This window comes from Paenibacillus sp. UNC451MF, assembly GCF_000686845.1.
Lineage (GTDB): Bacteria > Bacillota > Bacilli > Paenibacillales > NBRC-103111 > Paenibacillus_S.
In genome coordinates this window covers 52,832-65,763 of sequence record NZ_JMLS01000032.1, presented here as the reverse complement: position 1 = coordinate 65,763, position 12,932 = coordinate 52,832, and the positions used below count along the sequence as shown (strand labels likewise).

Here is a 12,932-nt window from a genome sequence, read left to right as displayed (position 1 = left end):
AGAGCTTGTCTTAAGCTCAAAATTCAATGCTAGCGAGAATTTTCATTCTCTTTAAAACATTCACTCGTTGTTCAGTTTTCAAAGGACAATCTTCGTTCGTTTTCGACATCCGTCAAAAGCGACCTGATTAATATATCACATTTGCCTACTTCGTTGCAAGTACTTTTTTTCAATTCATTGTTTGTTTCTTTTTCAAAAGTGCTTGTCTCAGAAGCGACAAGTAGTAATGTACCAAATCTCGACAACAATTGCAAGTATAAATTCAATTGAAAATTATTCCATTCATGAACCCATAAAAAATGCCGTCGAGTTCAACATTCGACGGCATCTATTATACGGACCATTCCTCAAGCTTTAGCATAGGATCGGCCGTTATATCCAAGGCCGAGAATTGTCCCCGCCGCCACTTCAAGAAAGCGGCGGCCGCAATCATCGCGGCGTTGTCGGTGCAGAGACTCATAGGAGGCGCAAGCAGCGGCACGCCTATTTCCGAGCAGCGCGCGGCAAGCCGCTGCCGAAGTCCCTTGTTGGCGGCCACTCCGCCCGCCAACAGCAGCTGCTTCGCGCCGTAAGCTTGTACGGCGCGGCTCGCTTTCTCCACCAGGACGTCGATAACCGAGTCCTGGAAGCCCTTCGCTACAGCTTGCGGCGCAAGCTGCTGGCCCTTCATGTTGGCCTGATTCAGCACGGCCAACACAGCCGATTTCAGCCCGCTGAAGCTGAAATCGTATGAATCCGGCTCCAGCCAAGCACGGGGAAGAGGCACGGCCTCCTCTCCTTCATGGGCTAGCCGGTCAATATGCGGGCCGCCGGGATACGGCAGCTTAAGCGCTCGCGCAACCTTATCGTAAGCTTCGCCAGCAGCATCGTCCCGTGTTTGGCCGATGATTTGAAAGCTCCCCTCGGATTCTACGTAGACAAGCTCCGTATGACCTCCGGAAACGACAAGAGAAACAAAAGGATACTCCAGCTCACGAACAAGCTGATTAGCATAAATATGCCCGGCGATATGATGAACCCCAATCAAAGGAAGCTCAAGCGCGCACGCCAACGATTTGGCGGCTACAAGCCCCACAAGCAAAGCTCCGACCATTCCAGGTCCTTGTGTGACCGCAATGGCAGATATATCTGCTGGACGAAGCTTGGCCTGTTCAAATGCCTGCTCTATAATCCAGGTGATGCTTTCGACATGCTGTCTTGATGCCACTTCGGGAACAACGCCGCCGAACCGCTTATGGGTCTCAATCTGACTGGACACCACATTCGACAAGATCTTAGTCCCGTCCTCAACAATAGCCACCGAAGTCTCGTCGCAGCTTGTTTCTATTGCCAATATATAAGTTGGTTTCTGTTGGGAGAGAGACTCTTCCCGCTCCAACGAATCATTTGTTTTCATGACAAATCCCCTGTTAATTCATTCAAATTATGATTATATTTCGGTAGATCCGCCCACATGATCATCGCATCTTCACGATTGTCCGTATAGTACCCGCGCCGCAGACCTACTGAATAAAAGCCAAGCTTTTCATACAATCTTATCGCTATATGATTCGAAGGACGAACCTCCAATGTCATACGCACAGCGCCGAAGAAGCTAGCCGTTTTTTGCAGCTCGCGCATTAAACGTTCGCCAAGCTTTTTGCCGCGGTATTTTTCCCTTACAGCCACGTTGGTCACATGGGCCTCTTCCATAATGAGCCACATTCCGCCATAGCCGGCAACCTCTCCGTCGCATTCCATTACCATGTAACGGGCAAACTGGTTGTTCGTTAATTCATTCTGAAACGCTCCTGCTGTCCAAGGCGTCGTGAACGCTTCTTGCTCTATCTCACATATGGCCGGAATATCCTCCATTTGCATGGAGCGAAATTCCAAAGGGCCCAATGTTTCATCGCTTCGCTCTAGTCGATCCAATCCGAGAAGCCTCCCTTACGATTTTTGGGCCAATAATTTGGCTTCTGCTTCCGGCAGCTGTGTATAATTGGGCACTAGTCCATGAGGGGCCTCCGTTCGTCCTTCGCCCCAGCGGACCTGAGCAAGCTCAGCTAAATGACGCGCCCGAATCTCATGCTGCAGCTCAGCGGCTTCCCCTTCCCAATCTGCAAAAAAACGCTGAAGCACTTCACCATGCAGCTTAGTTTCTCCTGCGAAAAGGATGCAGTCCGGCTTGCTTCCGTTACTAGATCTGGTACGCTGAAGCAATTGTTCCGTCCATGTTGACATTAAGCGGATACTATCTGATTCCAAACAGCTCCATTGCTGATTCGATACCTGATAAAGTCCAGTAAACGCTTGTCCACGGCGTGCTTCAATCATAGGTACAATCCAAAGAGTCCGCGGTTGATTTTGAACGGTTTCTAAAGCACTAAGCTTTGTCCCGCCATCTCTTTCAAACACCTTTTCGCCAAGTAAATGAGCTTCGGCCGCCCCAAGCGCCATCGTCTCCAAGCTGGAAACAGCAAGCAGTGCCATCTCGTGCGTCCAAGCAAAGGTTTTGGCTGCAGTCACTCCGATTCTCACACCGGTGTAAGAACCTGGACCTACACCGACACCAAAAGCATCCAACTCTTTTGCAGACAGACCGTTAGCGGTCAGCAGCTGTTGAATTTGTGGGAGCAGATGAATGGAATGATTCCGCTCCGCCATAGAGTTTATTTCACCGAGCAGCTCATTTCCGCGTACCAAAGCAATCGACATCGAACTGGTCGACGTATCAATGGCAAGTAAGGTGCCATGTAAAGCATTTAATGTATTCATAGCAATATTCCGTTCTCCTTTAATTCTGTGCACCACTGTTCATAAGGCTGACCATGAGGGGTCAATCGGAAAACACGTTCCGTATCACCGGCATGTTCAATCGTAACGGACAGCCTCTCGGGAGGCAGCAAATCGACGATGAGTGAAGACCATTCCACCAAAGTAATGCCCTCCCCGAAAAAATACTCGTCTAAGCCGAGCTCATCCGCTTCATCCTGAGATAAGCGATACACATCCATATGATAAAAGGGAAGGTGATCCCCAACATATTCTTTTATAATAGTAAACGTCGGACTGTTCACGACATGCCGTACCCCAATTGCCTTAGCCACTGCTTGGGAAAATGCGGTTTTTCCGGCACCCAAGTCGCCGTCCAGTGTTATAACCGTGCCAGGCTCAAAATGACAGGCAAGATGAGCGGCCAACTGTGCGGTGTGTTCCAAATTATCCGCGTGATATATATATGAGGCCGGTTCAGTCACTTGGGATCCATCCCTTCAAAAATGATTATACCCTTTTTTCTCTATTGGTAAGACGTACCCGCTGCTTTGAACAAGACGAACACCCTTCGTTTCGGCATTTACATACCCAATAATATGAAGAGTGAGACCGGCTTCTTTAAATTTCATTTGCAGTGTGATGGCATGCTCGGCCTGCATGGTTCCGACCAGTTGATAATCCTCACCGCCGAACAGAACAAAATCTAGAGGGTCCTTCCCAGCCTGCTGTGCATAAGACATCAGCTCGTCCGCTATCGGAATTCGATCCTCTATGAGGTCAATGCCGATGTCCGAAGCCTCCGCAATTTCCCAAGCTTCGCTCGCCAAGCCATCGCTCACATCGTTCAACGCATGGCAAACACCCGACTTCTGCAGCAGTTGACCCGCTTCAACCTGCGGCTCCGGCCTGCAGTGCGCTTGAATAAGCGAAAGTCTTTCCTTCCAATTGAGGTCATCATTCCATTGTTTATTAGGAACGTTCTGAGCAAGCAGAAAATCCAGACCTGCCGCAGATCGCCCCAGCTCTCCTGTTGCAAAGAGCACATCTCCCGGCTTCGCTGCGGACCTTAATAATGCTTTTCCTGCCTCAACCTCGCCAATAACGGTAACCGATACCGTAATTCCGCCTGCCGAAGAAGTGGTATCACCACCCACAATCACGACGCTCCAACGATTTGCGCATTCGTATAGCCCTTCATAAATCTCTTCCATCCGAGTCTGTGACGTTTCTTTAGGGAAGCTCACAGCGACCAATGCGTAACGCGGGATCGCTCCCATGGCTGCAATATCGCTTACGGCTGCCGCCATCGCTTTGTACCCTATATCCGGATTACGCATCGTGATGTCTTTAAAATGGATTTGCTCCGTCATCGTATCGCAAGTCATAACGAGCTGACTGCCAGGAGCAAGATGGGCTACCGCCGCATCGTCTCCGATTCCGATTTCTACGCCGCTTGCCTGTTGAAAAGCCAACGACTGCTTGCCCTGTGTAAGCCTGTGAATAAGTGCAAACTCATCTAAAGAACTCAATCTCAAACCGCCTCCGTACCTTGTTCTCCCTATTATAGCCCTCTCCCCCATACGTAGCAATACACGTTCCAGACCTGAGGTACCTTCTATCGAGGCCTTTTAGAGGAAGAACGATCGCGTTCCCATCGATGGTTTTATCGCGAATAAGAAATGTTTTTCCAATGCGCTGTCTGCTTTATTGAACTTAAACATTCTTATGACATAAAAAAGCCCTGCCTCCAGCGCAGTAAGCACTTAAAGGCAGGGTAGCAAGCTTTATTGAATTTCTTGCAGCTCGTCTACTGGAACGACTCTGGAGTCGGCTGGTTGAAGCTCCACATGAACCTTTGCGGTTTCCTTCTCGGGATCCACACTGTCAATCCATACGGAGACACCATTCAACTCCACATCGATTTTGGCTTCGGACTGCAAAATTTCTTGGGCGCGATATAACTTCATCCAAGTCTCACCCCCTCATTCTTCACGTAGAACCGACTCGGGATGATCCATTGTATCGGTAGTGGATTCCTCAATAAGGCCGTTATTAAGACTAACATAGCCTCCACCCAATCCTTCGTTAACCATCCGGTCAATATCCATAAAATAGTCTTCCCGACCTTGATGACACGTATCGGTCGTACTTGACTGTTCATTGGTCAATGCAGCGGACTCATCTTGATTTTGAGCAGCTTCTTGCCCCGCTGTTAACGAGTTATTGTTGTTCTCCATAGCTTGGCTCCTCCTTTGTCGGCAGCGACGATGTTGTTCATCACCATTTGGCTTATTTGTATCATGTCCCTCCGCTTACCCCGTTCATTCATACACAATTGCCAAATTGGGGATACTGTTATTTATAAGATACGGATTGGTTTTTGCTTCGCAAAACTCAAGTGAATGCTTTCGATGCAAGTTTTGCTTCGCAAAACTCTAAGTGATTGCTTTCGAAGTCAGTTTTGCTTCGCAAAACTCTAAGGAGGAATACTATGCATACAGTATGGAAAGGGGCCATCAGCTTCGGTCTGGTTCACGTCCCGGTCAAAATGTTTTCAGCTACCGAGGATAAAGATATTTCGATGCGTTACATTCACAAGGAATGTACGACACCGCTCAATTTTGTAAGGAAATGCCTTACTTGCGAACGTGAGGTCGAGTGGGAGGAAATCGCTAGAGGCTATGAGTATGAGCCCGGTTCTTTCGTTTTGTTCGAAAAGGATGAGCTGGAGAAGCTGAACGGCGAGGTCACAAAAGAGATTAAAATACTCGATTTTGTCCAGCTGACCGATATTGACCCGATTTACTTTCAAAAAACGTATTATTTAGCGCCGAACGAAACAGGAGCCAACGCTTATAACCTCCTGCTGGAAGCAATGAAGCAAACCGGTAAAATTGGCATTGCCAAAGTATCGATTCGCTCCAAAAGCAGCTTGGCTGCCGTACGTGTCATCGACAATTGCATTGCAATGGAAACCATTTTTTACCCTGATGAAATTCGGTCCATTGATCAAGTTCCCAATCTGCCGGAGCAAAGCAACGTGAACGACAAAGAATTGCAAATGGCTAAAATGTTAATTGATCAGCTGACGACCCCTTTTGAACCGGAAAAGTATAAAGATGATTACCGCGAGTCTCTCCTTCAAGCCATTGAGCAAAAAGTAAATGGACAACAAGTCAGCGTGGCTCCAGAGCCGCATAAAACAAACGTCATCGATCTAATGTCTGCCCTGCAAGCCAGTCTGGACGCGATGAAGCCGGTGCCAGAAACCGATGCTCCTACCAGCACGAAGGATAAAAAACCGAAAACAAAAAGAAAGGTTAAAGAAGAGACCGTCTCCTAATATGGCTCAAGCATGAGATGATTACAGCAAAAAAGCCGACATTTCCGGTATATTACCGATTGTCGGCTTTGCTTTGTCTTCATTATAACCTGCACTCCTGAGGAGATATATCAACGAATGATTGAATACTTGGCTGGCGCAGCGTCCTGTTGTTTGTCCACTCCATAAAATGAACCTTGACCGTAAGAACCGGCTCGATCCAAGTCGCTTCCTTACTTCTTTCCGGGTTGTTAGCGAATGGTTTGTTATCCATGCGAAGCTGCTCCACTTTCTTTGTCACCGTCTTCCAATCTTGCACGGTCATCTTACCGGCACCTGCGTGACCTATGTACCAGAGCTTTCCTTCCTCGTCATATAACCCAAGCAGCAGTGCGTTCACCGTGCCTGCCCTATAAGTCACTCCACCCACAACAGCAACCGTGTCCTGGAACAGTTTCTTTTTCATCCATCGCCGGTCTTTACCTCGAATTGCATAGACGCTGTTCAAATCCTTGCACACGATCCCTTCCAACTGATGCTGCTTGACGACTTCATAGAGCCCTCTAATTTCCTTGTAGCTTGGAACCAGCTGTACTTGCGGTACAGGATGAATGATTTGCTCCAAAATTTGCTGCCGTTGACGGAGGCTCTGTCCGGTTACCCACTCTCCATTAACAAACAGAACGTCAAAAATCATGTACACGATGGGTATGTGCGGCTGGACAGTTCGCACCTTCTGCTCACTTCGAAGTCCGTCTCGTTTCATTACTTGGTGAAACGATGGCTTCATTCCCTCAAGAGCGACAATCTCTCCGTCCAATATAACGGATTCCGCTGAACAATAAGCTCTTACGTCAATCAGTTCCGGATACTGCATTGTCCGTTCATTGAGCCTACGGTTAATCAACCTGGTCTCCTTACCATCATAATAAGTCAGCATTCTTACGCCGTCCCACTTAACCTGCGCGATCCATTCTTCTCCCTCGGGCAGCCTATCCGTTGATACCGGCTCGAAAGGGATGATCGGTTCTAATTGCATAGCTACCTCCGGATGAACTAGTCTTGTTCCCAAGTATGGACAAACTCTCATCGGATCATTCTGCAATCAGCCTCTCAGCCGTTCATCCAAGCTTAGCCTCTAAAAAAGATCGCCCCTACGACCAGCGAAGCTACGATTCCCCATGCCGCGTTAACATTCAAATATTGCACCATGACGAAATAACCGGCACCCAGTATAAAGGGCAGGAAGCTAATTACGCCTTCACTCGGTTTGAATACATATTTGGCAAAATCAAAAGCAAGCATCGCCATCATGACGAAGATAACTGGCTGAACCCCTTTTATCATCCCTCGTATAATGGGATTGTTCTGCAGCTTCATCATCACTCCTACGAGCGCTACCATCAATAAAGCCGTTGGCAATACAACAGCGGACAGCGCGACAAAGGCGCCCAGCCAGCCTGCGATTTTGAATCCTATGTAAGCTGCCAGCTTCGTAGCTATGGGTCCGGGCAGGGCATTACCGAAGGCCAAGGCGTTGCCGAATTCCTCCGGGCTCATCCACCCCATCCTCACAACCTCATTCTGGTAAAGCGGAATAATCGACGGTCCTCCGCCATACCCGAGCATCGTCGCTCTTCCAAACGCAATAAATAAATTCCACAATGTCATCCACATAGCTGTTTCTCCTTTTTTCCAAAAGCTTAGAGCTTCATTCCCATACGGCTTTTATAGCGTTTAATTAACATTTGGCAATCTACACTAACAATCCCCGGCATCGTATACAGCTTCTCAACAAGGAATGCCTCCATTTGCTGAAAATCGTTGAAAATTCCATGCATATGAAGCTTGCTGGGGCCTGTCATATGATACAGGCTGGTGACTTCCGTCTCCTGAGCCAGCTTTTCGGCGACCTGCTGTAAATATTGAGGCTCGATGTCCACATTAAAAAAGGTGGAGACGCTCATGCCAATCCGCCCAGGGTTGATTACAGCAGTAAATTTCTCGATAACTCCCTGCTCCATTAATGAGCTGATGCGTGATTGTACGGCAACACGGGAAAGTCCGATGTCTCTGCCTAAATCCGTGTAAGATATTCTTCCGTTATCGTGCAGCGCATCTAAAATTTTGCGATCATATTCATCCAATTCAACGACAGATTGAAGAGGAACTACCTGTTGATCCATAATGATTCACCACTTTCTTTTCGCAATAATATTTTCTATATTGTCGTTCGAATCGTAAGAATAAAATTAATTATATCCATCATACGATGGACTGTAAATAAAATTTCAATCAAAACGAAATTTATTATTGTCTGCTAAACACGAACTATGTTAATGTTTAACGTATCATAGTACCGAATGATTTATGTCACAATACATAACATTTTTTATAATATTCATCGTATCCTTATTTCCTATTTCATTCCAACGCAAAGGAGCTCGACCTGTATGAACCGATCCGTCATCGGAACGAAAACAATGGTTGTAAGTCCTCATTATTTGGCCTCCATGGCAGGCAGCCGCATTCTTCAGCAAGGGGGCAATGCTTATGATGCCGCCGTCGCAATAAGCGCCTGTTTGGCGGTCGTGTATCCTCATATGACAGGAATCGGAGGCGATTCCTTTTGGCTGTGCTATAACAAGCAAGAGGACGGGGTGAGAGCCTATAACGGCAGCGGTCGATCCGGCTTGGGCGTAACTATAGATAAGTATAAGGGAGAGGCAAGCATTCCTTTTCGCGGTGTACGCAGCGCCATCACCGTACCCGGGATGGTAGATAGCTGGGATGCGATGCTTCGCGAATACGGCAGGCTAACACTTCAGGAGGTACTCGAGCCAGCTATTGCTTACGCCTCCGAGGGATTTCCGATGACGAACGACCAATATCAACACACCTTGAACAATTACGAGCTGCTCTCGAATATCCCTCACACCTCCGAAATCTATACGCCCAACGGTCGGATACCTCAACCAGGAGAACGCTTTATACAACGTCACTTGGCTGACAGCTTGCGTGCAATTGCGGAGCAAGGACGGGATGCTTTCTATACAGGGAAGCTGGCTCACGCCATCGTGGATTTCCTTAAGGAGCAGGGAGGGCTGCTTACTTCAGAGGACTTGGCCGCCCATCGCGGCAATTGGGTAACGCCGGTGTCTAGCTCGTACAGAGGCTATACAGTGTATCAATTGCCGCCCAATTCTCAAGGCTTCGTAGGCTTGATGGCTCTGAACATATTGGAGCATTGCGATATGCAGCAAATCGAACATGGATCATACGAGTATTATCATCTGCTGGTGGAGGCCTTGAAGCGCAGCTTCCTCGATCGCAATGCGGTTCTGACCGATCCCGAGTTCAGCCACATCCCGTTGGATAAGCTGCTGGATTCGACCTATGCTCGTCAGCTGTACGAGGCCATCTCGATGGAATCGGCAATGCCGCCTGAAGGTGGAAGGCCTATGGGAAGCGATACCGCCTATGCCGCCGTTGTCGATGAAGAAGGCAATGCGGTATCGTTTATTCAGAGTCTGTACTTTGAGTTTGGTTCAGGTGTCGTGGCCGGAGAAACTGGAATCCTTCTGCAAAACAGGGGCTCCTTCTTCTCGCTCGATCCGGGGCATATCAACTCTTTGCAGCCAAACAAGCGATCCTTCCATACTCTGATGCCTGCATTAGCATGCAAGAACGGAAAGCCAGCCATTCTTTACGGAACCCAGGGCGGAGAAGGACAACCGCAGACACAGACGGCGATCATTACCCGTATGATCGATTACGGCATGCACCCGCAGGAAGCCGTCAGCGAGCCTCGTTTTGTATGGGGGCGTACTTGGGGGAATGCATCACAGGAATTAAAGCTGGAAGGTCGCATCGATCCTGATGTAGCTGAACGCTTAAGTAATGCAGGTCATGAGGTTCGCAGAGTGAGGGACTATGATCCCATAATGGGACATGCTCACGCCATACGTATTGACGACAAAGGCTTCCTCTACGGAGGCGTCGATCCTCGAAGCGACGGGTTGAGCATTGGTTGGTAAAGCTGAAAAGACTTTACTTCGGTGGGGATGCCCCTCCAGCCGCTGTTGTTCTTGGGAAATTTTTAATTTATTCGCTTTGCAGCGGGGATTTCCCAAGAACAAAGGCGGACGCTATCGCTCCTCCGAGGCATACCTCACCTAAGATATATCAAATTTCTCGAAGAAGCAGGTTTCTTGACAGACTGGGGATCGTTATAGCGATCCACTGGTCTTTTTTCACGCTGTTCACCTAAGCCTTCCTCTCTCCCCGCTCATGTTTGGATTCAACGCTCCACGACCATAATAGGGTAGAAAACCTTTCTTTCGGACTATGAATCCACCCTGTTTTCTTGAGAGGAGTTAATCTTATGGCAACTGCATCCAAGCATAGCAAAGGGACCGTTATCATCGAAGGGGAAGAAATTACGATTACGAATCCGAATAAGCTGCTATGGCCCGAGATGGGCATCACCAAAATCATGTATTTGGAAAAGCTGCTTAAGTTGGCTCCCTACTTGTTAGACTATACCCGGAGTCGTTATTTGACGACGATTCGCTTCCCAAACGGCTATGCCGATAAATCGTTTTATCAAAAAAACGCCCCCGAGCCTATCCCCCCTTTCGTTAAAACGGCGGAGCTCGATGGCATTAACTATGTACATCTGGATTCCATCCCTACTTTGCTGTGGCTCGGCAATCTGGCTTGTCTGGAATTTCATCCTTCCTTCCACCGGATAGGGGAGCAGCTGCCGGAGGAGTGGTTGATCGACATTGATCCCACCTTGGATCCTGAGCCGCGTATTATGGAAGCCGCTGAGGTGATAGGCGAAGCATTGGACAAGATGAATATCCGCTCCATTCCGAAAACCTCTGGTGCTACCGGAGTGCAGATCTATGTCCCCATCGAACGCCGTTACTCCTTCGAGCAGCTGCGCAAAATCGGATTTTTCGTCGCATCTTTTGCGGTTCAGAAGCATCCACGCCTTTTTACAATAGAAAGGTTAAAGAAAGATCGCGGTACGTTAATTTACTTCGATTATTTACAGCATTGGTATGGAAAAACGCTGTCGGCTCCCTACACCCCTCGTGCAAGAAGAGACGCCACAGTCTCTACCCCGCTTCACTGGGAGGAGGTCGCTCGCCGCTGCGATCCTCGCGAGTTCAATCTGCTTACGATAGAGCAGCGTCTTCAAGAGCAGGGCGATCTAATCAAGAGGGTTCCACCGCAAAATTTGGATAAGGTGCTGTCCTTCATTCAATCGACTTAAAAAAGCGGAGACAGGAGTCTTGCAATTACCTCTTTGCTTTTTTGCATCTGCGACCGTTTCTCGAACACTTCGAGCTTAAGCTCCTTGCTGTCCTTCAAATCCTGGAGGAAATCCGCTTCAAGGCGCTGAATCGACTCCTTATCGAACAGCACCGCATTCATCTCGAAATTGCTGAAGAAGCTTCGCATATCCATATTCGCCGTGCCTACGGACGCCAAGATATCGTCGATAATGATAACCTTGGCATGCATGAAGCCTTTTTCATATGAATAAAAGCGGACTCCTGCCTGAAGCAGCTCTTCAAAATACGATAACGAAGCATAGTTGACGACCTTGGAATCGGGACGCGAGGGATAGATGACCTTCACGTCCACACCGCTGATGGCCGCTGTTTTCAGCCCCATACTGATGCTCGGATCAGGCACGAAGTATGGCGTTGTAATAAAGATGCGCTTCTTAGCCGTTGTTATCGCCCCGAAGTACATCTCCAAAATCGCATCCCAATGCGCATCCGGACCGCTGCTGATGATTTGCACCCGTTTGCTGCCTGTATTGTTGTCATGCTCCGGAAACAAGATGGAGTCCGTCAACTGCTTACCGCTAACGAACTGCCAGTCGGTCAAAAAAGTATATTGCAGTGAATAGACTGCATCCCCAACGAGTTCCAAATGCGTATCTCGCCAAAATCCCAGGTCAGGGTTGCCTCCCAAATACTCGTCACCGATATTAATGCCGCCGAGAAACCCTTTTACACCATCCACAACTACAATTTTGCGATGATTACGGTAATTCATTCGTTTATCGAAGAACGCAATCAGAGGTGGCAAAAAAATATACGTTTCCACTCCTGCACTGCGCAGCTCATTCAAGAATCGGTTTTCAAGCTTATAACTACCTACCCCGTCAAAAATACATCGAACCTTCACGCCCTCCTGCACTTTGCGGATTAGCAATTGCTGAAATTGGCGTCCCGTCTCATCATGCCGAATCGTATAAAACTCAAAATGAACATAGCATTTGGCTTGTTCAATCGCCTCCAGCATCGCTGCGTAAGCCATGTCGGCATTCGTCAGCACCTTCACTTCATTCTGCTGGGTAACTGAGGAACTCGGGATATTGTTCAACAACGCGTGAAGCCTTGGCTCTCTGCACAAGCCTTCGATTTGCGGTATCTCTTCCTTGGACTGTGAAGCTGCATATCGTCTTCCCTCATGACGCGGATCGATCATATAGCGAAGCCCTCTTCGGCGAACCTTTTTGCGATGCGTGTATTCCTTGGCCAAAAAATAATACATAACAAATCCAATGATTGGAAGAATAAATAAAATCACGAGCCAAGCTACTGTTTTGGACGGATGCCGAAATTCATGAAATAAAATCGTGATGATTTGAAAAATAAACAGCAGCAGTGCGGCAACTAACCATATCACGGTTATCGTCCCTCCCTTCTCTAGGTTAGCCAGCCAAAACGATCCAGTACCGTATTATTGTAATCCGTTCCCTTAGGAGCTATTCAGTTTTTGTATCCTTTTGCAGCTTTATTCAAAAAATATAAATAAAAATTCCTTT

At 48.0% G+C, this 12,932-nt stretch carries 14 protein-coding genes; 3 read left to right on the top strand and 11 right to left on the bottom strand.

From position 1 onward, the window contains the following. Positions 1-331: 331 nt before the first annotated feature. The 7 genes from tsaD to BP97_RS0126840 all read right to left on the bottom strand — a co-directional run bounded on the left by tsaD (position 332) and on the right by BP97_RS0126840 (position 4,994). A complete protein-coding gene (gene tsaD, locus BP97_RS0126870) occupies positions 332-1,396 on the bottom strand; it encodes a tRNA (adenosine(37)-N6)-threonylcarbamoyltransferase complex transferase subunit TsaD (protein ID WP_051621004.1) in 1,065 nt (354 codons plus the stop codon). Further along, on the bottom strand, positions 1,393-1,914 hold the full coding sequence (gene rimI, locus BP97_RS0126865) for a ribosomal protein S18-alanine N-acetyltransferase (protein ID WP_036746601.1): 522 nt from the start codon (positions 1,912-1,914) through the stop codon (positions 1,393-1,395). The genes tsaD and rimI overlap by 4 nt, the downstream gene beginning before the upstream one ends. Before the next feature lie 15 nt (positions 1,915-1,929). Then, on the bottom strand, positions 1,930-2,757 hold the full coding sequence (gene tsaB / locus BP97_RS0126860; protein ID WP_028551879.1) for a tRNA (adenosine(37)-N6)-threonylcarbamoyltransferase complex dimerization subunit type 1 TsaB: 828 nt from the start codon (positions 2,755-2,757) through the stop codon (positions 1,930-1,932). Then, positions 2,754-3,239, bottom strand: a complete 486-nt coding sequence (tsaE, locus tag BP97_RS0126855) for a tRNA (adenosine(37)-N6)-threonylcarbamoyltransferase complex ATPase subunit type 1 TsaE (protein WP_028551878.1) — start codon at positions 3,237-3,239, stop codon at positions 2,754-2,756. Before tsaE ends, tsaB begins: the two co-directional genes overlap by 4 nt. Positions 3,240-3,254: 15 nt before the next feature. Beyond that, on the bottom strand, positions 3,255-4,286 hold the full coding sequence (thiL, locus tag BP97_RS0126850; RefSeq protein ID WP_028551877.1) for a thiamine-phosphate kinase: 1,032 nt from the start codon (positions 4,284-4,286) through the stop codon (positions 3,255-3,257). 255 nt (positions 4,287-4,541) lie between these two features. Beyond that, positions 4,542-4,724, bottom strand: a complete 183-nt coding sequence (locus BP97_RS0126845; RefSeq protein WP_028551876.1) for an H-type small acid-soluble spore protein — start codon at positions 4,722-4,724, stop codon at positions 4,542-4,544. A 15-nt stretch (positions 4,725-4,739) separates the two neighbouring features. After that, a complete protein-coding gene (locus tag BP97_RS0126840; protein WP_197035545.1) occupies positions 4,740-4,994 on the bottom strand; it encodes a hypothetical protein in 255 nt (84 codons plus the stop codon). A 254-nt stretch (positions 4,995-5,248) separates the two neighbouring features. Between BP97_RS0126840 and ku the strand changes: the two genes are divergently transcribed. Continuing rightward, on the top strand, positions 5,249-6,100 hold the full coding sequence (gene ku / locus BP97_RS0126835) for a non-homologous end joining protein Ku (RefSeq protein ID WP_028551874.1): 852 nt from the start codon (positions 5,249-5,251) through the stop codon (positions 6,098-6,100). 82 nt (positions 6,101-6,182) lie between these two features. On the opposite strand, the gene BP97_RS0126830 is transcribed toward ku, so the two are convergent. From BP97_RS0126830 to BP97_RS0126820, 3 genes are all read right to left on the bottom strand, one after another. Next, a complete protein-coding gene (locus BP97_RS0126830) occupies positions 6,183-7,118 on the bottom strand; it encodes an ATP-dependent DNA ligase (protein ID WP_028551873.1) in 936 nt (311 codons plus the stop codon). 92 nt (positions 7,119-7,210) lie between these two features. Next, complete coding sequence (locus BP97_RS0126825; RefSeq protein ID WP_028551872.1) at positions 7,211-7,756, bottom strand: chromate transporter; 546 nt, start codon at positions 7,754-7,756, stop codon at positions 7,211-7,213. Between the two features lie 26 nt (positions 7,757-7,782). Next, a complete protein-coding gene (locus BP97_RS0126820) occupies positions 7,783-8,265 on the bottom strand; it encodes a chromate efflux transcriptional regulator ChrS (RefSeq protein ID WP_028551871.1) in 483 nt (160 codons plus the stop codon). Between the two features lie 267 nt (positions 8,266-8,532). On the opposite strand from BP97_RS0126820, the gene ggt reads away from it, so the two are divergent. Both ggt and ligD read left to right on the top strand, forming a co-directional pair. After that, positions 8,533-10,116: a gamma-glutamyltransferase gene (ggt, locus tag BP97_RS0126815; protein ID WP_028551870.1), complete on the top strand. Its 1,584-nt coding sequence runs from the start codon at positions 8,533-8,535 to the stop codon at positions 10,114-10,116. A 347-nt stretch (positions 10,117-10,463) separates the two neighbouring features. Next, the gene (gene ligD / locus BP97_RS0126810; RefSeq protein ID WP_028551869.1) at positions 10,464-11,363 is read left to right on the top strand and encodes a non-homologous end-joining DNA ligase; all 900 of its coding nucleotides are present in this window, start codon (positions 10,464-10,466) and stop codon (positions 11,361-11,363) included. Here the strand turns inward: ligD and cls are convergent. Further along, the gene (cls, locus tag BP97_RS0126805; RefSeq protein WP_028551868.1) at positions 11,360-12,793 is read right to left on the bottom strand and encodes a cardiolipin synthase; all 1,434 of its coding nucleotides are present in this window, start codon (positions 12,791-12,793) and stop codon (positions 11,360-11,362) included. The genes ligD and cls overlap by 4 nt on opposite strands. Between the last annotated feature and the right edge of the window lie 139 nt (positions 12,794-12,932).

What these genes read in the sequence shown, in the direction of transcription:
- BP97_RS0126845 (WP_028551876.1), bottom strand. Translation starts at nt 4,724, where the DNA reads ATGAAGTTATATCGCGCCCAAGAAATTTTGCAGTCCGAAGCCAAAATC.
- BP97_RS0126825 (WP_028551872.1), bottom strand. Translation starts at nt 7,756, where the DNA reads ATGTGGATGACATTGTGGAATTTATTTATTGCGTTTGGAAGAGCGACG.
- tsaB (WP_028551879.1), bottom strand. Translation starts at nt 2,757, where the DNA reads ATGAATACATTAAATGCTTTACATGGCACCTTACTTGCCATTGATACG.
- tsaD (WP_051621004.1), bottom strand. Translation starts at nt 1,396, where the DNA reads ATGAAAACAAATGATTCGTTGGAGCGGGAAGAGTCTCTCTCCCAACAG.
- BP97_RS0126820 (WP_028551871.1), bottom strand. Translation starts at nt 8,265, where the DNA reads ATGGATCAACAGGTAGTTCCTCTTCAATCTGTCGTTGAATTGGATGAA.
- ggt (WP_028551870.1), top strand. Translation starts at nt 8,533, where the DNA reads ATGAACCGATCCGTCATCGGAACGAAAACAATGGTTGTAAGTCCTCAT.
- ligD (WP_028551869.1), top strand. Translation starts at nt 10,464, where the DNA reads ATGGCAACTGCATCCAAGCATAGCAAAGGGACCGTTATCATCGAAGGG.
- BP97_RS0126840 (WP_197035545.1), bottom strand. Translation starts at nt 4,994, where the DNA reads ATGGAGAACAACAATAACTCGTTAACAGCGGGGCAAGAAGCTGCTCAA.
- BP97_RS0126830 (WP_028551873.1), bottom strand. Translation starts at nt 7,118, where the DNA reads ATGCAATTAGAACCGATCATCCCTTTCGAGCCGGTATCAACGGATAGG.
- ku (WP_028551874.1), top strand. Translation starts at nt 5,249, where the DNA reads ATGCATACAGTATGGAAAGGGGCCATCAGCTTCGGTCTGGTTCACGTC.